Raw genomic sequence first — 22335 nt, 5'->3', positions numbered from 1 at the left:
GGTTATCCCCCGAACAGGCGTTTCAGGAAACCCTTCTTCTCTTCTTCAATAAAGCGGAAGGGGCGTTCTTCGCCAAGCAGGCGATCTACGGTATCAGCGTAAGCTTTACCGGCGTCAGAGTTAGCGTCGAGGATCACCGGCTCACCTTGGTTAGAGGCACGCAGCACAGACTGATCTTCTGGGATCACACCAACCAGTGGAATACGCAAGATTTCCAGTACGTCTTCCATGCTCAGCATGTCGCCACGGGTGACGCGGCCCGGGTTGTAACGGGTCAGAAGCAGGTGCTCTTTCACCGGGTCCTGGCTGTTTTCTGCACGACGTGATTTTGACGAAATAATGCCGAGAATACGGTCTGAGTCACGTACGGAAGAGACTTCCGGGTTAGTGGTAATGATTGCTTCGTCGGCGAAGTACAGAGCCATCAGCGCGCCGGTTTCGATACCTGCTGGCGAATCGCAAACGATGAAATCAAACTCCATCGCGGCCAAATCGTTCAGCACTTTTTCCACGCCTTCGCGGGTCAGTGCATCTTTGTCGCGGGTTTGTGAAGCGGGCAGAATGTAGAGCTGCTCAGTGCGCTTATCACGAATCAGCGCCTGGTTCAGCGTGGCGTCACCCTGAATGACGTTGACGAAATCATAGACCACACGGCGTTCACAGCCCATGATCAAGTCAAGGTTACGCAGACCGATATCAAAATCGATCACAACAGTCTTTTTGCCCTTTTGCGCTAACCCTGTGGCGATGGCCGCGCTTGACGTGGTCTTGCCAACGCCCCCTTTACCCGATGTAACTACAATGATGCGTGCCATAAATGTTGATTTCCTTAACGAAAGAAAAGGGGCCTAATAAAGTGTCTGGATGGTGAGCGCGCCTTCTTTAAGACACAGGCGCGCGGCTTTACCAAAGAATTCCGCCGGGATTTGATCCATGATCCAGTATTCACCGGCAATAGAAACCAACTCGGCTGCGAGGTTGGTGCAAAAAATTTGGCTGTCACGTGCGCCGCTGGCTCCGGCCAGCGCACGGCCACGCATCATGCCGTAAATATGAATGTTGCCGTCGGCTACCAGTTCGGCACCGGCACTGACGCTGTTGGTGACGATAAGGTCAGCATTGCGTGCGTAAATCTGCTGACCGGAACGTACCGGTGTGTTGATGATGCGGGTTTTGCCGGCACCTTCAACCACAGGAGCAGCAACCGGTAACGCGGTTTCTGCCACGGGCGCTTCTGCGCGTTTACGATTCTCTTTGCCTTCTGACAGCACGGGCAAACCGGCGCGTGCAATCATTTTTTTCAGGGCTTCATCTTTGCAACCGCTGACACCAACAATGCGCAAACCTGTCGCGATGACGGCTTGCTGCATCTGTTTCCAGTTAATGTCGCCGTTCAAAGCAGAGACATTAAGCACCACCGGGGCATTCTGCAAAAAAGCAGGGGCCTGATCGATTTTGTCCTGCAGTGCCTGACGAATCACCTCGGGTTGCGAATGGTGCAGATGAACGACTGACAGGGTAAAACTGCTTCCCTTGAATTCGATTGGCGTTTGCGACATCTGTCCTGACTCAGTCCTGTTTTACGACCCTATGATGTCCAGCGATAAAATCGTCATTAACATCAAACGGTCAATATTCGAAGTTCTGCAAGCATGTTATAGTTACTGCTATATTCAGGCAAGTGACGCCATCGGTTAATTCGAGTAAAAATATGTTTTGTGTGATCTATAGAAGCCCGCAACGCGACCAGACTTATCTTTATGTTGAAAAAAAAGACGATTTTTCGCGCGTTCCTGAAGAGTTGTTGCGTGGCTTTGGTAAACCCAAGCTGGCGATGGTGCTGTCGCTGGACAAACGCGACAAACTGGCTAATGCTGATATCAATAAAGTTAAGCAAGGATTGAGCGATAACGGCTATTATTTACAGATCCCACCGCCGGTCGAAAATCTGCTCAACATTCATCGCGAACTGGGTAAAAAAGATTAATTCGGATTCATCTGTAAATATATCCTGTAAATATCCTCAGTGTTATTTGCATTAATTAATTGCCCGCGCAAAAGCTTAATTGCGGGCATTTAATCCTACATGTCTTCGCCGTTTCTGGTGAACAATTAACGACTTTTGACAATTTCCGCCACGCCTGACGCGATAAAACCGCTAATATAATCCTCCTCAGCCTGCCGCGTTCCGGCACTGAACCTGACTCATCCGCCAGCACAGCTGGCATCAAACACAACACAAGCAGGGGAATAGCATGTATCAGCATCGTAACTGGCAAGGCGCTTTGTTAGATTATCCCGTCAGCAAAGTGGTTTGCGTGGGCAGCAACTATGCGAAGCATATCAAGGAAATGGGCAGTGCAACGCCAACAGAGCCAGTCGTCTTTATCAAACCAGAAACCGCCGTGTGTGATTTACGCCAGCCACTCTCCATTCCGGATAACTTCGGTGAAGTGCATCACGAAGTTGAACTGGCGGTGTTAATTGGTTCGACGTTGAAGCAGGCGACCGAAGAGCATGTGGCAAAAGCGATTGCCGGCTATGGCGTGGCGCTGGACTTAACGCTACGTGATGTACAAGCAGGCTTAAAGAAAGCGGGCCAGCCGTGGGAAAAATCCAAAGGCTTCGATAACTCATGCCCGCTGTCAGGCTTTATCCCGGTGGCCGAATTCAGTGGCGATCCGCAAGATACTGAGTTGAAACTGGTGGTCAATGGCGAAGTGCGTCAGCACGGTTCCACCGCCGATATGATCCACAAAATTCTGCCGCTTATTGCCTACATGAGCCAGTATTTCACGCTGCGCGCAGGCGATGTGGTGCTGACTGGCACCCCTGAAGGCGTGGGCCCAATGCGTTCTGGCGATAAACTTGAAATCTCGCTGGCAGGTCACGGTATTACCACGCGCGTACTGTAAAACTTGCATCACCGCACCTGAACCTTTATAAGGTGCGGTCTTGTTGCACAACCCGGACCGCCATTATGACTGAACAACCTTTCTGGCAAACAAAACGCCTTGACCAAATGGACGACGCAGAGTGGGAATCGCTGTGTGACGGCTGCGGCCAGTGCTGCCTGAACAAGTTGCAGGATGCGGACACCGACGAAATTTACTTTACCAACGTTGCCTGCAATCAACTGAACATCAAAACCTGTCAGTGCCGTAATTACGAGCGCCGCTTTGAGTATGAAGAAGATTGCATCAAGCTGACGCGGGAAAACCTCACCACCTTTAACTGGCTGCCGCGTACCTGTGCCTACCGTCTGTTAGGCGAGGGTGGCACACTGCCGGCTTGGCATCCTCTGGTGGCGGGTTCGAAGAAGGCGATGCATGCGCAGCGTATTTCTGTGCGCTATATAGCGGTGCGGGAAAGTGAAGTGCGCGACTGGGAAGACCACATTATCGATCGACCCGATCGTAACGGATAAGAAAAACAGGCAGCCTTGGCTGCCTGTTTCATTTGGGCTTAACGACCGAAAAGATCGCGACGTTTAGGTTTGAACGGTTGTGCGATTAATACCAATGCACCCACCAGCAGGTAAGCCGCGAAGATCACAATCATCCACTGCGGCATGCTCCATGTCAGGAAGGTCCAGCTACGTTCAGCGCAATCGCCACTCGCCACAAACACTGACGGCAACCACTTATCCAGTGGCAGCCAGCTTGGGAAACGGGCGGCGAAATCACAGGTCACAAACGGATTAGGATGAAGCTGAATGTTGGTGTGCTCAATGGAAAGCATCAAACCTTTGTAGGCACTGTAGAGCCAAATCAGGATCGCTGCCCAACGCACGGGCAAGCTTTTAGGGGCAAACGCGCCGACAATGCCTGCGCCCATCACGCCAAATAAGGCACAACGTTCATAAATGCACATCACACAGGGTTTTAGCCCCATGACGTGTTGAAAAAACAGTGCGGTGAGTTCAAAAGCCAGAGCTGTAAGAGCCAACAATAACCATGCTCCGCGACCTCGTGAGCATTGATTTAAATATCGCAACATATTGCTTATCCTGTAACCGTTAATGCTTCGCAGTGTAAACCAAAAGCGTAACCGTGCCAGCCAGGTAAGGGGAAAAAATCATGTACAAAAATGACTTAAGCCTGATCCAGGCCAAAAATAATGGCATTTTCTTCCTGGATAAGGAGTGACACGCGGACAGCACAACGTAAACGAGTGCGTTTTTACCGTCACCACGAGGATGACAAGACTGAATTTTTGCGCCAGCGCGCGCTTTTAATCAGTTGTCAGGCTATTTACGCTATAGGCCCTCTGGTATGATGAGTGCCATTACGACAAAGAAAGCAATGAGAAATAAATGCTATGGTGATTAAGGCGCAAAGCCCCGCAGGATTTGCTGAAGAGTATATTATTGAAAGCATCTGGAACAGTCGTTTTCCGCCGGGGTCGATCCTACCTGCCGAACGTGAGCTTTCTGAACTGATTGGCGTCACCCGTACCACGCTACGAGAAGTGTTACAGCGTCTGGCACGTGATGGTTGGCTGACCATTCAACATGGTAAACCGACGCGCGTGAATGATTTCTGGGAAACCTCAGGTTTAAACATCCTGGAAACTCTGGCCCGCCTTGATCACGATAGCGTGCCCCAGTTGATTGATAACCTGCTGTCAGTGCGAACCAATATCGCGTCGATCTTTATCAGCCGCGCACTGCGCCACCATCCTGATAAAGCGCGTGAAGTGTTAGAAAGCGCGTTAGCGGAAGAGGATAAGGCAGAAGCCTACACCGAACTGGATTATCGTGTGTTTCGTGGTTTAGCGTTTGCCTCGGGCAACCCCATTTATGGTTTGATCCTTAATGGGCTGAAAGGGCTGTATACCCGCGTTGGACGCCACTATTTCTCCAACCCAGAGGCGCGTCAGCAGGCACGCAATTTCTACCGCCAACTGGCAGACTTGTGCAGCGTTAATCCGACGCAGGATCAGATTGTGGATTGCGTGCGCGATTATGGACGTCGCAGTGGCGAGATTTGGCACAGTATGCAGAAGAGCATGCCGGACGATTTAGCCAGCAAGCGATAAAAAAAACCGGACCTCATCAGTCCGGTTTTTTTATGCCTTACAAGGCGGGGCCGCGTGTCGGCGCGCGATCAAGCAGTTCGACGCTCCCATCCTCATTCTGCTGTTCCAGAATGACATCGAAGCCCCACAAGCGATTCACATGCTTGAGCACTTCCTTGCGGCTTTTGTCGAGTGGTGCACGCTGTTGTGGCACATAGCGCAGCGTCAGCGAACGGTCACCACGCAGATCGACGTTGTACACCTGAATGTTCGGTTCAAGATTGCTGAGGTTGTACTGCGCCGACAACTGCTGTCGTATCGCGCGGTAACCGGCTTCATCATGAATCGCGGCAATTTCCAGGAAATTATTGCGATCGTCATCCATCACCGTAAACAAACGGAAATCACGCATCACTTTCGGCGACAGGAACTGACTAATAAAGCTCTCGTCCTTGAATTCACGCATGGCAAAGTGCAGCGTTTTCAACCAGTCAGAACCCGCGATGTCTGGGAACCAGTAACGATCTTCCTCTGTCGGTGACTGGCAGATACGCTTGATGTCCTGGAACATCGCAAAGCCAAGTGCGTACGGGTTGATGCCGTTGTACCACTGGCTGTTATACGGCGGTTGATACACCACATTAGTGTGACTGTGCAGGAACTCCATCATAAAGCGTTCCGACACCTTACCTTCGTCATACAGGTGATTCAGGATGGTGTAATGCCAGAAGGTTGCCCACCCTTCGTTCATCACCTGGGTCTGTTTTTGCGGGTAAAAATACTGGCTGACCTTGCGTACAATACGCAGCACTTCACGCTGCCAGGACTCGAGCAACGGGGCATTCTTTTCCATAAAGTACAGCAAGTTTTCCTGCGGCTCAGACGGGTAACGTGAGGCCTCAACGTGCACCGACTCCTTCTCTTTACGCGGCAGGGTACGCCACAGGGTATTCACCTGGCTTTGCAGATACTCTTCACGGCTTTTCTGTCGCGCCTTCTCTTCCTGCAGTGAGATTTTTTGCGGGCGTTTATAGCGATCCACGCCGTAGTTCATCAACGCATGGCAGGAGTCGAGCAGACGTTCGACCTCCTCGACGCCGAATCGCTCTTCGCAGTCGGAGATGTAATTACGTGCAAACAGCAGGTAATCGACAATGGAGCTGGCATCGGTCCAACTGCGGAATAAATAATTATTTTTGAAGAAAGAGTTGTGGCCGTAACAGGCGTGCGCCATGACCAGCGCCTGCATGGTCATGGTGTTCTCTTCCATCAAATAGGCGATACACGGGTTGGAATTGATCACTATTTCGTAAGCCAGCCCCTGCTGACCATGCTTATAGCGTTGTTCGGTTTCAATGAATTTCTTCCCGAACGACCAGTGTGCATAGTTGATTGGCATCCCCACGCTGGAGTAGGCATCCATCATTTGTTCGGAGGTGATGACTTCGATTTGATGCGGATAGGTATCAAGCCCGTAGCTTTTCGCCACGCGATCGATCTCTGCCAGATAGACATCAAGCAATTCGAATGTCCAGTCTGGCCCATCACTGAGTCGTTTACTGCTCCGGGTTGGCTCGTCAAAGATTGTCGTCATAGCGCACCTCTGTTTTGCAAGCGGCAGGCAACGGATTGTCACCTGTCACGATCGTTTAAGGCTTCATCCTGAGAAAGACGGCCCAAAAAAACTGAGCGAACACTTCAATGATAGTCCACTGTCGCTTATCCGAAACCGGAACTCAAACGAATTCTTTTGGCACAAAATCATTCAAAATTCGCTGCTTAAGGTTTTGCTAATGACAAATGCGGGTTTTATTTTTTATGGCAGGATAAAATGCTGTTTATAAGTGCATTATATGACTGTGGCGCTTTGTCCTGAAAAAAGATAAAAGCACTGCCTTCCGCATAATAAATCGCTGGCTAATGGTTTTATGGCATAAAAAATCCTGATTTTTGCACTGCCTCATGATTTCTGTGTGCAGGAACGTGAAAAACATGTGAAATGTATCTGTCGAATGTAAGATTAAATCAGTCGTCTGGTTATGCTAATGCAGGCGGCATTCATAGTTGATTATGCTTTGTGCCGCGACGAGGGGCTTATGCGCGTAGTGATTCTTGGAAGTGGGGTTGTCGGGGTGGCAAGTGCCTGGTATCTGGCACAGGCGGGGCATGAAGTCACGGTGATCGATCGCCAGCCCTCTGCCGCTCTGGAGACCAGTGCCGGTAACGCCGGGCAGATCTCCCCCGGCTATGCTGCGCCTTGGGCGGCACCGGGTGTGCCCTTGAAGGCTGTTAAATGGATGTTCCAGCGCCACGCGCCTCTGGCGGTTCGCCTCGATGGCAGTAAATTCCAGCTGGAGTGGATGTGGAATATGCTGCGCAATTGCGACATGCGCCACTATCAAGAGAACAAAGGCCGCATGGTGCGGATTGCGGAATACAGCCGTGATTGCCTGAAAACCCTGCGTGCCACCACTGGCATTGCCTATGAAGGTCGACAAGGCGGAACGCTACAGCTCTTCCGCACGCAGCAGCAGTTCGACAGTGCCAGCAAAGATATCGCCGTGTTGAAAGACGCTGGCGTGCCTTACGAGCTGCTGGAAGCACACCAGCTTCACAGTGTTGAACCGGCGTTAGCGGCCACCGCCCACAAACTCACTGGCGGTTTGCGTCTGCCGAATGATGAAACCGGTGACTGCCAACTCTTTACCCAACGCTTAGCGGATATGGCCGCCGCCGCTGGCGTGACCTTCCGCTACAACATGGAAGTGGATCAGTTGCTGCGCGAAGGTAATCGGATCTACGGCGTGAAGTGTGGCGACGAAGTGATTAAAGCCGATGCCTACGTGGTGGCCTTTGGTTCCTATTCGACCGCGCTGCTCAAAGATATTATCGCCATCCCGGTTTATCCGCTTAAAGGCTACTCACTCACCATCCCGATTAAGAATCCTGAGGCCGCACCGGTTTCCACAATTCTCGATGAGACCTACAAAGTGGCGGTAACGCGCTTTGACGATCGTATCCGCGTCGGTGGTATGGCGGAAATTGTTGGTTTTAACACCAAACTGACGCCAGCACGACGTGAAACGCTGGAGATGGTGGTCAGCGATCTCTATCCTGAAGGCGGTTTTGTTGAACAGGCCACGTTCTGGACCGGATTGCGCCCTATGACGCCAGACGGTACGCCGATTGTTGGGCGCACGCCACTCTCCAATCTCTATCTCAATACCGGTCACGGTACGCTGGGATGGACCATGGCCTGTGGTTCCGGTCAGCTGTTGGCCGATTTGATTTCTGGTCAGAAACCGGCAATTGCTGCAGACGATCTCTCCGTGCTGCGCTATTTGCCAGGTTTCGAAGCCCATTCGTCGCCGTTGCGCAACGCTAACGCGGCACGTTGAGACCTCAGGGAGAGCACACGCATGTCACGTCCTATTGGCGCCACCATCAATCAACAGGCGCTGAGCCACAATCTGGCGATTGTTCGTCAGGCGGCACCGCAGTCGCGTATCTGGTCGGTGGTGAAAGCCAACGCTTACGGACACGGAATCAGCCGCGTTTGGCAGAGCCTGGCGCAGACTGATGGTTTCGCGTTGCTGAACATGGAAGAAGCGATTCTGCTGCGCGAGCAGGGCTGGAAAAAGCCGATCCTGCTGCTGGAAGGATTTTTCCATGCGGAAGATCTAACGCTGATTGATCGCTACCGTCTGACCACCAGCGTGCACAGTAACTGGCAAATCCAGGCGCTGGCGAAAGCCACGCTCTCTGCACCGATTGATATCTATCTGAAGATCAACAGCGGCATGAACCGCCTGGGCTTCCGACCTGAGCAGGCCCATGCGGCGTGGCAAAAACTGCGTGAACTGCCTAATGTCGGTGAGATGACGCTGATGGCGCACTTCGCCGATGCGGAAAATCCAGAGGGTTTGATTGAGCCAATGAAGCGGGTAGAGCTGGCAGCAGAAGGACTCAACTGCCCACGTTCTCTTTCCAACTCGGCAGCAACGTTGTGGCATCCGGAAGCACATTTTGACTGGGTACGGCCCGGCATCATTCTGTATGGTGCTTCCCCAAGCGGTGACTGGCAGGATATTGCCAGCACCGGCTTGCAACCAGTGATGACGCTGAGCAGTGAGATTATTGGCGTACAGCAACTCACTGCCGGTGACGGGGTGGGCTACGGCTATCGTTACCATGCCTCAGCTTCGCAGCGTATTGGTATTGTTGCCTGTGGCTACGCTGATGGCTATCCGCGACATGCGCCAACGGGCACGCCCGTGTCTGTTGAGGGTATTCGCACCCAAACGCTGGGCGCGATTTCCATGGATATGATGATGATTGATCTTGAACCTTGTCCGCAGGCGGGAATCGGCTCGAAAGTGGAGCTATGGGGCAATCAGGTGAAAATCGATGAAGTCGCGAAAGCCGCGGGAACGGTGGGCTACGAGCTGATGTGCGCGCTCGCGCCCCGCGTGCCGGTTAGCGTTATTTAAGCGCGGTCACACTGCCGTGCATTTTCTTACTGCAGCGCCAGGCCATCAGTGCCAGCGCTGCACCTAATAGCATCATCAATGCCAGTGCCGATTTCTCCGCGACCGGTAATGCGACAATGATTAGACTGCCGCCTGCTCCACATGCCATCTGAATAAAGCCCTGTAAAGCGGCTGCCACACCGGCCTGCTGTTGATACGGCTCCAGCGCATAGCTGGTGGCAGGTCCGACCGTAAAGGCTAAGCCCGCTACCGAGACGGCTACCGGAATCATGTATAACGCCCAGTGAGTCTGCCATGCAGCAGGGAATAGATGCATTCCAGCCACCAGTAAGATGGCGCCCACTAACATGGTGAAAAAGCCCATCGCCAGACAGAAGGGCCGCCCGGCTTTACGGATGGTTTTATTCACAAACGCACTGACCAACATGATCCAAAAACCGTTGGCACCAAAGGCAAACGAGAACTGCAGCGGCGTGAGGCCACCTTCGGTCATCAAAACATGCGGCGCGAGCGAAACATACGTCAGCACCATGCCCAGTGCACCGGCATTCGCAAAGGCAAACGCGAGGAAGCGCGGTTCGCGCGCAATCGCGGCATACTGTGCCAGCGGCAAACCTTTAACTCGCAGGGTATCCGCAGGGCGTGTTTCCGGCAGGAAGAGCACCACTATCACGCCAATCACCGCGGCATAACTGCACAGGAACCAGAACGGTGCACGCCAGCCGTAGGCTTCGGCAAGGATGCCGCCGAGAAGCGGAGCAAGCGCCGGAACAATATTTAACGCGCCATTGAGAAAGCCATAGGCGCGCGCGGCTTCATCGCCGCTTAAACGGTCGCGTACCCCACTGAAGGCCACGACCGCACTGCAACATACGGCACATCCCTGAATGAGTCGGGCCAGGAAGAAGATGGGCCAGGCGGTAGCCGTCGCCGCAATGGCGCTGCCGATGATATAGAGCGCCAGCCCAATTAATGCGATCGGCTTACGTCCATAATTATCGACCAAAGGACCCGTCACCAACTGACCAATGCCCATCACCAGCAAAAACAGGGGAATGGTGGTCTGAATCAAACTGACCGGGCTGTTAAGGCCTTCAGCAATTTGTGGAAGTGTAGGGAGATAAAGATCAATGCCAAGCGGCGCCAGCAGCACCAGGCTTAAAAGTAGCAGGGTAAATTTTTGCATTACGAACCAGAAACAACCTGTTAAACAAGCGGGAAGGGTAAAGAGTTAGCAGAGAAAAGGGAAGGAATAAAAAAACGATGTCTGCCGGTCGCGCACAGACATCGCCTTTAGGGGATTAGTAAGCGCCGTCGCGACGCAATACTACGCCAGCCGTTTTAAACAGAATGGCGATATCAGTCCACAGTGCCCAGTTTTTCACATACCAGGAGTCGAAATAGACGCGGGTATCGTAGTCAATATCGTTACGTCCACTAACCTGCCACAGGCCGGTCATGCCCGGTTTTGCCATCAGGTAATAATCCACATCACCTGCATAGCGTTCCAGTTCAGCTTCAATCACCGGACGCGGACCGACCAGACTCATTTCGCCGCGAATCACATTCCACAGTTGCGGCAGTTCATCCATGCTGGTTTTACGTAAGAAGCCGCCAATTTTGGTGATGCGTGGGTCGTTCTTCAGTTTGAAATCCCGATCCCATTCCGCACGTGCTTCCTCGCTGGTCGCCAGCAGATTTTGCAGCACTTCTTGTGAGTTGGTGACCATCGAGCGGAATTTCAGGCATTTAAATTTCTCGCCATCCTGTCCAACACGTTCGTGACCATAAATCGCATTTCCCCCATCGCGTTTCACCATGGCGCACAGCAGGCCGAACACCGGAGCCAGGAACAGCAGCAACAGGGATGCCACCACAATATCGAAGGCACGCTTGAGGAAACGAGATGAGCGCTTTGCCAGGTTGTTGCTGACGCGCAGTATCATCACTTCATGGCTAAAGATGAAGGACATATCCGTGCCGTACAGGGGCACGCCGCGCAGAGTAGGGATAACGGAAATTGAACGGCATTTCATTTTGGAAAGGAACTTCAGCCATTTATCGCGCACCACTTGCTGTTCAAATTCAGTAGCGACAATAAATTGCGTGTTGTCACGATCCATGGTCTGCCAGTTGATATCTTTCCAGGTAATCACCGGCACGCCGTTAACATTGTCAGGACGGTTTTCATCTTCCAGTGAAATGAACGCCTGCACGTTATAGCCAAGGATCTCTTCACTCTGCAACGCAGCGTAAGCTTCCATGGCATTTTTACCCGAACCGATAATGATGGTTTCTTTCTGCCATTGACCCGCGCGGTTTATGGCGCGTTTCACCACGGCACGCATTAGCGGCAACAGCAACAGAGCGTAAGTCCAGCTAAACACCCACACCATGCGCGAGAAATCCCATTTGGAGAAGGCGATCAGTGCCAAATCCAGCAGTGAGAACACGAACAGGGTTTTAACAATTTCTTTCAACTCGAACCAGAAGGGTTTGCGATAAGTGTAATGACGCATACGCACCCAGAACCAGGCGGTGCAAAGAACCGATAGCCCGAGTTGTGCGATAAAGCGGTATTCGATTTGCTGCGGCGGAATAAAGGTGTCCAGTTCTCCCCAAATACCCTGAACGGTGGCCGCAGATAAGAACAATGCCAAATTTAATGCAATTAAATCTGAGAAACTTAAAGCGACTTTCGCGATGAGATTTTTACGCAGTCCGCTCCATGAGCGGGTTGCATTATTCATTACCAATGTACTTGCCATAAAACCTGCTCTCTTTTCTTAAGTAAAAGATGGCCTGACCAGAATCAAGTACGCGCTCAGGTGTGGTCCGCTGAAACAGGAAAGAATTTATTTTTCAGCGCGATATGAATCAAAACTGCCACAAGCGCTGCACCGAAAGGACCGTTTGAGACGTGAATTGCGTCACAAAAAGCTGCAGCAACGTTTAAGAGTATGCAGGAGTTATTTGACAGAGTTAATATGGAAATAGTCTGAAAAGGAAATAAATGACTAAAGAAATTATGAGCTAGCGAATTGAATTATAAGGTTAAAAGTAAAAAATCCGACGATAGAACGCTTCATTTTAAGACTGCTTTTAGGAATGACCGCCATACGAAGCGGATGGCGGTATGGAAAAATCAGGCAGGTTTTTTTAATACCCAGCGGTCTTGCTGCTTGTCATAGTGTCCGATCGCCAGATCGATGGGTTCGCCATCAATCCACGCCGGCACACTGGTGTCATGATCCCAGCCGTCGAGTTGGTAACTCAGGCCGGGGTTGGTATTGCAGGGAATGCTGACGGTCTCTAAATTTTCAGCATTCAGTTCTGCATCAACGATCTCGTAACGACCAATCTTTACCACGTGTCCCATCCTATTCTCCCGTTTATGCTGGGTGGAATAGTGATCATAGTCGCTCACGCGCAGTTTGGGGGTTAAAGCGCTTCGGATTACTCTTTGTCTTCCATGACGCGCACACCAATTTTGACGATTTGGTTATCTTCTTTTTCGGCGACGGTCCAGGTCAGTTGATTCCACTCCACCTGGTCACCCACCACCGGCGTGCTGCCAAGTAACCCCATAACGAGTTGGCCGAGTGACTGCTGATCGTTGGTCTCTTCGTCTAACTCTAAACCGTAAATCTGCGCCACATCGCGCAATCGTGCCTCGGCATCGAGAATGAAGTCCCCGAAGAAGCGTTGGTCGAGGGCTACAGGCGGTGACTGGCTAAACATTTTACCTAATGCGGGTAAATCACGCTCGCGACCAATAACACACAATACGTCGCCCTCTTTGAGACGAGTGCTGCCATTCGGATGCATCAGTGCATTGTCACGGAACAGCGCAGCGATGCGCGTCTCACGTGGCATCTGCAGGTCACGCAGTGCTGCACCGACACACCACTTGTCTGCACCAAGCTGATAGACAAACTGCTCCCACGGGTTTTCCGGGTGAATATCCAGCCCCACACGGCTAATCGGCGAAGCGGTAGGGGGCACCACGACTTTGGCGCGTTTAGCGGCATAACCGAGTGACGTGCCCTGCAGCATCAATGACACTAACACCACGAAGAAAGCGATGTTGAAGTAGAGCTTGGAATTTTCCATGCCCGCCATCATCGGGAACACCGCAAGGATGATCGGCACCGCGCCGCGTAACCCCACCCAACTGATGAAGATACGCTCACGTCCGGTAAACCCTTTGAATGGCAGCAGACCGACCAGAATGGAAAGCGGGCGCGCCACCAGAATCAGCCACAGTGACAGAATCATCGCGGGCAGCGCGATGTGCCACAAATCAGAAGGGGTGACCAACAAACCGAGCACGATAAACATGCCAATCTGACTAAGCCATGCCATTCCATCGAAGGTTTGCAGAATGCCGTGACGGTTACGAATGGGACTGTTGCCTAACAGGAAGCCACAAAGGTAAACAGCCAGAATGCCGCTGCCTTCCATCACCGTGGTCAATGCAAATACAATGATGCCGCCGCTGACGGCCAGCAGAGGATATAAACCCTGTGCCAGATTAATGCGGTTAATTAACTGCTGCAGTGCCCAGCCGCCGCCCAATCCCAGCACAATGCCAAGACCAAACTGCTGCACCAGGTGCACCACAAACATCCAGCTTAAACCGGTCTGGCCCTGCTGAATCATGTCGATCAGTGTGATGGTGAGGAACACCGCCATCGGATCGTTACTGCCTGATTCAATTTCCAGCGTTGAGCTGACACGCTCATTAAGCCCTTTATCACCCAGCAGCGAAAATACGGCTGCGGCGTCGGTAGAGCCAATAATCGCGCCAATCAGGAAGCCTTGCATCAAATCGAGCTTGAACAGCCAGGCAGCCGCCACACCGGTTAAGCCCGCGGTAATCATCACGCCAACGGTGGCTAATGACAACGCTGGACCCAGAGCGACCTTGAACGAACTGGCTTTGGTCCGCATGCCGCCATCCAACAGAATGATGGCCAGCGCAAGGTTGGAGACCAGGTAGGCCACGGGATAATTATCAAAGGCGATGCCGCCGATACCGTCAACACCCGCCAGCATGCCAAGCGCGAGGAATATCACCAAAATCGGGATGCCAAGGCGAGATGAGAACGAACTCAGAAGAATACTTGCTGCAACCAGCACGGAACCAATAATGAACAAACTGTAAATCATGCTGGCATTCAACGGCGTTCTCCTGCGCTAACGGACGGATAAAACAAACTGCGGGGATAATCACACAGACAAGCTGAAAAGATAATGCCTTATCAATAGCTTGTCAGCGCTTAATTGAACATTTTTTCAATCTAACGAGCACTATCCCATAGATGGTTAAGTTTGTGTGAAAAATCAGCGGGAGTTTCAGGTAAATGAGAGGGGGCGCGGAAAAGAAAAAGCCGGTCAGTGACCGGCTCGGATATCAGGCTTCAGCAACCTGTTTGTGGAAAAGTTCTCTAAATACCGGATAGATGTCTTCAGGCTCACGGATGTGCTGAATCGCGAAGTTATCGAACATCGCCTGCAGATGTTCATACTCACGCCATAGCGTTTGATGCGCACGGCGGGTGATCTCGATATAGCTGTAATAACGTACTACCGGCAAAATATGCTTGGCGAGGATCTCGTGGCACAGGGGAGAATCGTCCGCCCAGTTATCGCCATCCGACGCCTGCGCCGCGTAAATATTCCACTGTGCTGGGTCATAGCGCTCTTTCACCACCTCATCCATCAGCTTCAGCGCACTGGACACGATGGTGCCGCCGGTTTCCTGCGAGTAGAAGAACTCTTGCTCATCCACCTCTTTCGCCTGCGTGTGGTGACGGATGTAAACCACCTCGACATTTTTATAGGTTCGGCTCAGGAACAGATAGAGCAGAATATAAAAACGCTTGGCCATGTCTTTGGTGGCTTGGTCCATCGACCCGGATACGTCCATCAGGCAGAACATGACTGCCTGGCTGGAGGGTTCCGGCCGTTTTTCAAAGTTTTTGTAGCGCAGATCAAAGGTGTCAATAAACGGCACCCGCTCAATACGCGCACGCAACTCGGCAATTTCTTTGCGCAGTCGCTCTTCTTCCAGCAATTGCGCCGGCTCACTGTTTTCTACTTCAGTCAACGTGGCTTCCAGCTCATGCAGCATACGACGCTTACCGGCGGTCATCGCCGTGCGGCGTGCCAGTGAGTTTTGCAGTGAGCGCACCACACTGATGTTGGCGGGTACTCCATTCGAGGTGAAGCCAGCACGGTGTGTTTTGTATTCATTCAGCTGCCGATGCTGATTTTTCTTCAGATTCGGCAGGGCCAGGTCTTCAAACAGCAGGTCAAGATACTCATCTTTCGATATCTGGAAGACAAATTCGTCCTGGCCTTCACCATCCTGGCTGGCATTGCCTTGACCACTGCCTCCACCGCCACCGCCACCTTGAGGACGTTCAATGCGGTCATTCTGCACAAAATGGTCGTTCCCAGGGTGAACACGATGGCGACTGCCGCCGCGCCCCTGGTGGAAAATCGGCTCATTGATGTCATCAATAGGAATCGAGACCGATTCGCCGCTCTCCACGTCGGTGACCGAACGCTTGTTGATGGCCTCGGAGATCGACTGCTTGATTTGCGACTTGTAACGGCGCAGAAAGCGCTGCCGATTGACGGCGCTTTTGTTTTTACCGTTCAGACGCCGATCGATGAAATAGGCCATAAAACTCCCCCAAACTACAGCGCAAGCCAGGCCGGAATATTCCGGCCTCCTGTTACGGCGCCGCAGCGCCGCATAGCTTACAGGTAACGATTATGACGATTTACGCACGCGCAGATACCATTCACACAGCAGGCGCACCTGCTTGCGGGTATAGCCTTTCTCCATCATGCGGTCGACAAAATCATCGTGTTTTTTCTGTTCGTCCGTTGAGGTCTTGGTATTGAACGAAATCACCGGCAGCAGCTCTTCGGTATTTGAGAACATTTTCTTCTCAATGACCGTGCGCAGTTTTTCGTAACTGGTCCAGTTGGGATTACGTCCACTATTCTGCGCACGAGCACGCAGCACAAAGTTGACGATCTCGTTACGGAAATCTTTCGGGTTACTGATCCCGGCAGGTTTCTCGATCTTTTCCAGCTCGGCGTTCAGTGATTCGCGGTCAAACAGCTGTCCGGTATCGGGATCGCGATACTCTTGATCCTGAATCCAGAAATCAGCGTAGGTGACATAGCGGTCAAAGATGTTCTGACCATATTCAGAGTAAGATTCCAGATAAGCCGTCTGAATCTCTTTACCAATAAACTCGGCATATTTCGGGATCAGATAGCCTTTCAGGTGCTCAAGGTACTTCTCAGCCAGATCCTGCGGGAACTGCTCACGCTCAATCTGTTGCTCCAGCACGTAGAACAGGTGTACCGGGTTGGCGGCCACTTCAGCGTGGTCAAAGTTAAAGACGCGCGACAGAATCTTAAAGGCAAAACGGGTCGACAGACCGTTCATACCCTCATCCACCCCCGCGTAGTCATGATACTCCTGCCAGGATTTCGCTTTCGGGTCGGTATCTTTCAGGCTCTCACCGTCATACACCCGCATTTTGGAATAGATGCTGGAGTTTTCCGGATCTTTCAGGCGTGACAGGATCGAGAAGCGTGCCAGGGTTTCCAGCGTGCCTGGGGCGCAAGGTGCGGTGGTCAACTCACTGTGATTAAGCAGCTTGTCATAAATTTTGATCTCTTCCGACACACGTAAGCAGTACGGCACTTTGACGATGTATACGCGGTCAAGGAAGGCTTCATTGTTCTTGTTGTTGCGGAACGTCACCCACTCAGATTCGTTGGAGTGCGCCAGGATGATGCCATTAAACGGTAGGGCAGAGATGCCCTCAGTACCGTTATAGTTACCTTCCTGAGTGGCGGTCAGCAGCGGATGCAGCACTTTAATCGGTGCTTTGAACATCTCAACAAATTCCATGATGCCTTGGTTTGCCCGGCACAGTGCGCCAGAGTAGCCGTAAGCATCCGGATCGTTTTGCGCGTGGTTTTCCAGTTTACGGATGTCGACTTTACCGACCAGCGCAGAGATATCCTGGTTGTTCTCATCACCCGGTTCCGTTTTGGCAATGGCGACCTGTTCCAGAATAGAAGGCCAGACCTTCACCACTTTGAAACGGGTGATATCGCCACCAAAGTCATGCAGGCGTTTCGCGGCCCACGGAGACATGATGGTGCCCAGGTAACGCCGCGGTACGCCATACTCTTTTTCCAGAATATTGGCATCTTCCTGCGGGTTGAACAGGCAAAGTGGGTGGTCATTCACCGGGCTACGTTCGCCTTCGGCACTCAGCACGTAAATCGGAACGCGCTGCATTAACGCTTTCAAGCGCTCGGCGAGGGACGACTTACCGCCACCGACCGGTCCCAGTAAATAGAGGATTTGTTTCTTCTCTTCCAGGCCTTGCGCAGCATGTTTCAGGTAAGAGACGATCTGTTCAATCGCTTCCTCCATACCATAAAACTCTTCGAAGGCGGGATAACGCCCCATGACGCGGTTAGAGAAGATTCTGGAAAGGCGTGGCTCTTGCGCCGTATCAACCATTACTGGCTCACCGATAGCCATCAATAGTCGTTCTGCAGCGTTGGCGTATGCACTGCGATCCTGCTTACAGACAGCAAGGAACTCCTGCAGTGTGAACTCTTCGTCCTTGGCAGCTTCATAGCGCTGACGATAGTGATCGAATATATTCATAGCGATGCCCGTCCTTTCGTTTTTAGCACAGGTAAAGGAGCGAAATTAGATACGTTTGCAGCTCCCGGAAGATATTCTTTATTGAGTACAGCAACCCTTATGCCAACCTGACGTTTTTTTATCGGGATACACAATTCTTATGGTTACTCTGCTCGAACTAAAAGTCTCGTCTTACTTTTAACTGTAGAAGGCATTCAGAAAACCTGCAGCCACTTTTCACCTTATTTAGCGATATATCAATAACAAAGTCTCATAAGCGCTAAGGCAATCCGTTGGTACGTGCTGGCTGATGAAATGCCTCAGACAATTCCGCTGGGGTGATAAACATCCCTGATTTAACATTAACCCAAAGCAAAAAATTGGTTAGACTCTGCGTGTGATTGTTATATTTATGGACTGAGTAAATTGTGAACCATTTCAAACTTAAAGCGCTTGCTCTCGCTGTTCCTTGTTATTTTGCGGCGTTCAGCACTCATGCAGAACCCTTATCTCTTGGTGCCTCGGTTATTTATGCCCAATCGCCTTACCGTGGAGGACAAGACCGTTATCTGCCGATTCCTGTCATCAACTACGAGGGCGAAAACTTCTGGTTCCGCAGTCTGCAAGGCGGTTACTACCTGTGGAAAGACCCGCAGAACCAGCTGTCTCTAACAGTGCTGGGCTCACCGCAGCAGTACGATCCGAAAGACAACGATCTGGGCGATATGAAAGCGCTGGACAAGCGCCGCATGACCCTGATGGCGGGTGCCAGTTATCGTCATGTTGCTGACTGGGGCATCGTGCGCACCGCATTGCTCGGTGATGTGTTGAATAACAGCAATGGGATGATTTGGGATCTTACCTATCTGTATCGCTTCGATTTTGGCGCATTTAGCCTGACGCCGGGTATCGGTGCGATGTGGAACAGCGCCAATCAGAACCGTTATTACTATGGTGTTTCATCGCATGAGAGCGCCAGAACGGGCATTGCGCAGTATCAACCCGATGACAGTTGGTCGCCTTATGTTGAAATGAATGCCAGCTATCAGATCAGTGATAGCTGGAACGCCAGTTTCTCGGGGCGCTATACCCGATTTGACAGTGAAATCAAAGACAGCCCAATGGTCGACAAAAGCGGGCAGTTCACGGTCTGGACCGGCATTAGCTACAGCTTCTGATGATTTGAATAAACGCCTCGCCAAGAGGCGTTTTTTTTACATTGCACCAATACAGCGCCCACAAATGGCGCAACCGGAGGCGTAATGAAAACCATTCAGTTTCGTGATGAATCACCTTTACCTGCTATTGGACAAGGCACCTGGTACATGGGCGAAAATGCGGCGCAACGCAATGCCGAAGTCGGCGCACTGCAGGCGGGTTTGGATCTTGGCCTCAAACTGATTGATACCGCCGAGATGTACGCAGAAGGCGGCGCAGAGGAGGTTGTGGGTGAGGCATTGCGCGGGCGCCGCGAGCAAGCCTGGTTGGTGTCAAAGGTCTATCCGTGGAACGCAGGTGAAATCGATGCCATTGACGCCTGTGAACGCAGTTTGCGGCGCTTGCAGACCGATTACCTTGATCTCTACCTGCTGCACTGGCGCGGCAATGTGCCGCTGGAAGAGACGGTGCGGGCCATGGAGATGCTGCAACAGCAGGGTAAAATTCGCCATTGGGGCGTGTCGAACTTCGATACCGAAGATATGCAAGAGTTGTGGGGTGAAGCGGGCGGAGAGGGCTGCTTAACCAATCAGGTGCTTTATCATCTGGCATCTCGTGGCATTGAATATGATCTGTTACCAACTTGTCAGCAACGCAGCGTGCCGATTATGGCCTATTGCCCGCTGGCACAAGCGGGACGCTTACGCCAGTCCCTGTTTGATGAGCCGCATCTCCAGCAGATTGCACAACAGAGGGGCATCAGTGTGGCGCAATTGCTGTTGGCATGGGTTATTCGCGACCAGGGTATTATCGCGATTCCTAAAGCCAGCAGCATCAAGCATGTGACGGAAAATGCCGCCGCCCTGAACGTTACGTTAACGGCAGAGGAGTTGACGATTATCGACCGGGCGTTTCCGGCACCGCAGCACAGGACCGGATTGGATGTGGTGTAGCGGCGCGAGTGCGCCGCAAAGACTTATTTGTTACGCACGCGCAGCGTGGTACCGAGACGTGCAGGGGATTCACCGGCGCTTTTCATCGGCTTATTAATGCGCGCCGTCTCCACGCAAACCATGGTTTTGTAGCCTTCGTTCGGCATATCCGCCATGCTGCATGACAGTTCCGGGCCCGGATTCCAGGTGACAACGTCACTTTGATAGTGATGATACACTTCGATTTGACGCTTGCCGCCTTTATCGTGGATCACGCTGCAATCTTCTGCAGCGGTGTGAATACGATCCACGCGGTCGGGATAGGTTTGTTTACCATCCGCTGAACTGCCCAAGGTATTTGCGTTCACTTTATCAATGTAACTATTGCCTAAGCCACTCACTTCAACCTGCGCGATGTCAGCAATCTGGAAGTAGGTATGCAGCGCGGCGGTGGCTTCATAATCGCCCCAGGCTTCAAGCTCTATTTCGCAGTGTTCGGCGATACGGAAGCGGGCGAGCAGGGTGAAATCGTGCGGCCAGAGCTTTTTGGTCTGGGCATTACTCTCCAGCGTGAAGGTCAGCATCACCGCATCTTCGTTCTCATCGTGCGCGGTGAGTGTCCATGGCTGATTACGTGCAAAGCCATGCGCAGGTTCGCCAGCCGGGCCAAACCACGGCCAGCAGACAGGTACGCCACCGCGAATTGCCTTGCCCGTAGTGAAGGGCGTCTTCTCACTGAGCCAGATTACCGGTTGCTGCCCACTCGGTTGCCAGGAGAGCAGATGAGCGCCTTGCAGTGCGATGGCGGCACGCACCTTAGGATGGCTGATCACCACAATCGGCAAGTCACCCAGTTGGCGCTGTGACAGGTAAGGGGTGATCTGATTCACCACCGGCAAAGCATAAATTTTATCTTGCATCGTCAGACCTTCTCTTCTTCCAAATGAAAAAAAAGGGGCGACCGAAGTCACCCCTTGTCTGTTTCGCTAGTTGCTTACTTAGCAGCAACCAGTGCAATCAGATCCAGAACTTTGTGTGAGTAGCCAGTTTCGTTGTCGTACCATGAAACCAGTTTCACGAAGTTGTCGTTCAGTGCGATACCGGCTTTAGCATCGAATACTGAAGTCAGGGTTTCGCCGTTGAAGTCGGTAGATACGACGTCGTCTTCGATGTAACCCAGAACGCCTTTCATCTTGCCTTCAGATTCAGCTTTGATAACGGCACAGATTTCTTTGTAAGTTGCTGGTTTTTCCAGACGAACAGTCAGGTCAACAACAGACACGTTCGGGGTAGGAACGCGGAACGCCATACCAGTCAGTTTACCGTTCAGCTCTGGCAGAACCACGCCAACTGCTTTCGCAGCACCGGTAGATGAAGGGATGATGTTCTGAGCTGCGCCACGGCCGCCGCGCCAGTCTTTGTGAGACGGGCCATCAACAGTTTTCTGCGTTGCGGTAGTTGCGTGAACGGTGGTCATCAGGCCTTCAACGATACCGAAGTGATCGTTGATAACTTTAGCCAGTGGAGCCAGGCAGTTAGTGGTGCAAGATGCGTTAGAAACGATATCCTGGCCTTGGTATTTGTCGAAGTTTGCACCGCGAACAAACATTGGGGTCGCATCTTTAGATGGACCAGTCAGAACAACTTTCTTCGCGCCAGCCTGAATGTGTTTACGAGCGGTTTCGTCGGTCAGGAAGATACCGGTTGCTTCAGCAACAACGTCAACACCCACTTCATCCCATTTCAGGTTAGCCGGGTCTTTCTCAGCGGTAACACGGATTTTCTTGCCGTTAACAATCAGCGCGCCGTCTTTAACTTCTACGGTGCCGTCGAAACGACCGTGCGTAGAGTCATACTTCAGCATATAAGCCATGTAATCCGCGTCGAGCAGGTCGTTGATTGCAACGATTTCGATGTCAGAACGCTGCTGTGCAGCACGGAAAACGATGCGACCGATACGGCCAAAACCGTTGATACCTACTTTGATAGTCATATATTCCACCAGCTATTTGTTAGTGAATAAAAGGTTGGCTGTAAA

20 protein-coding genes are annotated in these 22335 nt (G+C 51.9%); 8 read left to right on the top strand and 12 right to left on the bottom strand.

What is annotated here, in order from left to right:
• Nucleotides 1–2: 2 nt before the first annotated feature.
• Nucleotides 3–815: a septum site-determining protein MinD gene (gene minD, locus ACPUC8_RS01475; protein WP_034828743.1), complete on the bottom strand. Its 813-nt coding sequence runs from the start codon at nucleotides 813–815 to the stop codon at nucleotides 3–5.
• Between the two features lie 33 nt (nucleotides 816–848).
• Nucleotides 849–1559, bottom strand: a complete 711-nt coding sequence (minC, locus tag ACPUC8_RS01470) for a septum site-determining protein MinC (protein ID WP_039335435.1) — start codon at nucleotides 1557–1559, stop codon at nucleotides 849–851.
• 152 nt (nucleotides 1560–1711) lie between these two features.
• Between minC and ACPUC8_RS01465 the strand changes: the two genes are divergently transcribed.
• The 3 genes from ACPUC8_RS01465 to ycgN all read left to right on the top strand — a co-directional run bounded on the left by ACPUC8_RS01465 (nucleotide 1712) and on the right by ycgN (nucleotide 3427).
• Entirely contained in the window at nucleotides 1712–1987 is a 276-nt protein-coding gene (locus ACPUC8_RS01465; RefSeq protein WP_039335438.1) for a YcgL domain-containing protein, read from the top strand.
• A gap of 268 nt (nucleotides 1988–2255) precedes the next feature.
• A complete protein-coding gene (locus tag ACPUC8_RS01460; RefSeq protein WP_039335439.1) occupies nucleotides 2256–2915 on the top strand; it encodes a fumarylacetoacetate hydrolase family protein in 660 nt (219 codons plus the stop codon).
• Between the two features lie 65 nt (nucleotides 2916–2980).
• Nucleotides 2981–3427, top strand: coding sequence for a cysteine cluster protein YcgN (gene ycgN, locus ACPUC8_RS01455; protein ID WP_034828749.1), 447 nt, complete (start codon nucleotides 2981–2983; stop codon nucleotides 3425–3427).
• A 38-nt stretch (nucleotides 3428–3465) separates the two neighbouring features.
• On the opposite strand, the gene dsbB is transcribed toward ycgN, so the two are convergent.
• Nucleotides 3466–3999: a disulfide bond formation protein DsbB gene (gene dsbB / locus ACPUC8_RS01450; RefSeq protein ID WP_039335442.1), complete on the bottom strand. Its 534-nt coding sequence runs from the start codon at nucleotides 3997–3999 to the stop codon at nucleotides 3466–3468.
• 321 nt (nucleotides 4000–4320) lie between these two features.
• Here dsbB and fadR point away from each other — a divergent pair, with 321 nt between their 5' ends.
• Nucleotides 4321–5040 carry a fatty acid metabolism transcriptional regulator FadR gene (gene fadR / locus ACPUC8_RS01445; RefSeq protein WP_039335444.1) on the top strand — a complete coding sequence of 240 codons (720 nt, stop codon included), beginning with the start codon at nucleotides 4321–4323 and terminating at the stop codon, nucleotides 5038–5040.
• Nucleotides 5041–5077: 37 nt separating this feature from the next.
• Here the strand turns inward: fadR and ACPUC8_RS01440 are convergent, their stop codons facing one another.
• Entirely contained in the window at nucleotides 5078–6613 is a 1536-nt protein-coding gene (locus ACPUC8_RS01440) for a SpoVR family protein (RefSeq protein WP_039335446.1), read from the bottom strand.
• 502 nt (nucleotides 6614–7115) lie between these two features.
• Here ACPUC8_RS01440 and ACPUC8_RS01435 point away from each other — a divergent pair.
• Both ACPUC8_RS01435 and dadX read left to right on the top strand, forming a co-directional pair.
• Entirely contained in the window at nucleotides 7116–8417 is a 1302-nt protein-coding gene (locus ACPUC8_RS01435; RefSeq protein WP_494925477.1) for a D-amino acid dehydrogenase, read from the top strand.
• Between the two features lie 21 nt (nucleotides 8418–8438).
• Nucleotides 8439–9509 carry a catabolic alanine racemase DadX gene (gene dadX / locus ACPUC8_RS01430; protein WP_494925476.1) on the top strand — a complete coding sequence of 357 codons (1071 nt, stop codon included), beginning with the start codon at nucleotides 8439–8441 and terminating at the stop codon, nucleotides 9507–9509.
• Here dadX and ACPUC8_RS01425 read toward each other — a convergent pair.
• From ACPUC8_RS01425 to yeaG, 6 genes are all read right to left on the bottom strand, one after another.
• Complete coding sequence (locus ACPUC8_RS01425) at nucleotides 9502–10695, bottom strand: multidrug effflux MFS transporter (protein ID WP_494925475.1); 1194 nt, start codon at nucleotides 10693–10695, stop codon at nucleotides 9502–9504. The two genes, dadX and ACPUC8_RS01425, sit on opposite strands and share 8 nt — an antisense overlap.
• Before the next feature lie 115 nt (nucleotides 10696–10810).
• On the bottom strand, nucleotides 10811–12277 hold the full coding sequence (gene wbaP, locus ACPUC8_RS01420) for an undecaprenyl-phosphate galactose phosphotransferase WbaP (protein ID WP_283228242.1): 1467 nt from the start codon (nucleotides 12275–12277) through the stop codon (nucleotides 10811–10813).
• 377 nt (nucleotides 12278–12654) lie between these two features.
• Nucleotides 12655–12888: a DUF1480 family protein gene (locus ACPUC8_RS01415; RefSeq protein WP_058969540.1), complete on the bottom strand. Its 234-nt coding sequence runs from the start codon at nucleotides 12886–12888 to the stop codon at nucleotides 12655–12657.
• A gap of 77 nt (nucleotides 12889–12965) precedes the next feature.
• Entirely contained in the window at nucleotides 12966–14693 is a 1728-nt protein-coding gene (locus tag ACPUC8_RS01410) for a potassium/proton antiporter (RefSeq protein WP_494925474.1), read from the bottom strand.
• 232 nt (nucleotides 14694–14925) lie between these two features.
• Nucleotides 14926–16203 (bottom strand): YeaH/YhbH family protein, encoded by a 1278-nt coding sequence (locus ACPUC8_RS01405; protein WP_039335458.1) that lies wholly within the window; start codon nucleotides 16201–16203, stop codon nucleotides 14926–14928.
• A 90-nt stretch (nucleotides 16204–16293) separates the two neighbouring features.
• Complete coding sequence (gene yeaG, locus ACPUC8_RS01400; RefSeq protein WP_039335460.1) at nucleotides 16294–18228, bottom strand: protein kinase YeaG; 1935 nt, start codon at nucleotides 18226–18228, stop codon at nucleotides 16294–16296.
• A 407-nt stretch (nucleotides 18229–18635) separates the two neighbouring features.
• Between yeaG and ACPUC8_RS01395 the strand changes: the two genes are divergently transcribed.
• Both ACPUC8_RS01395 and ACPUC8_RS01390 read left to right on the top strand, forming a co-directional pair.
• Nucleotides 18636–19385 (top strand): MipA/OmpV family protein, encoded by a 750-nt coding sequence (locus tag ACPUC8_RS01395; RefSeq protein WP_039335463.1) that lies wholly within the window; start codon nucleotides 18636–18638, stop codon nucleotides 19383–19385.
• 84 nt (nucleotides 19386–19469) lie between these two features.
• A complete protein-coding gene (locus ACPUC8_RS01390; RefSeq protein WP_039335468.1) occupies nucleotides 19470–20318 on the top strand; it encodes an aldo/keto reductase in 849 nt (282 codons plus the stop codon).
• A gap of 23 nt (nucleotides 20319–20341) precedes the next feature.
• Here the strand turns inward: ACPUC8_RS01390 and ACPUC8_RS01385 are convergent, their stop codons facing one another.
• Entirely contained in the window at nucleotides 20342–21217 is an 876-nt protein-coding gene (locus ACPUC8_RS01385) for a D-hexose-6-phosphate mutarotase (RefSeq protein ID WP_058969533.1), read from the bottom strand.
• Nucleotides 21218–21291: 74 nt separating this feature from the next.
• On the bottom strand, nucleotides 21292–22290 hold the full coding sequence (gapA, locus tag ACPUC8_RS01380; protein ID WP_039335472.1) for a glyceraldehyde-3-phosphate dehydrogenase: 999 nt from the start codon (nucleotides 22288–22290) through the stop codon (nucleotides 21292–21294).
• Nucleotides 22291–22335 lie beyond the last annotated feature (45 nt).

Source organism: Pantoea sp. CFCC18177, assembly GCF_059412425.1.
The sequence above is the reverse complement of the archived record's forward strand: the minus strand, read 5'-3'. Positions and strand labels throughout refer to the sequence as shown.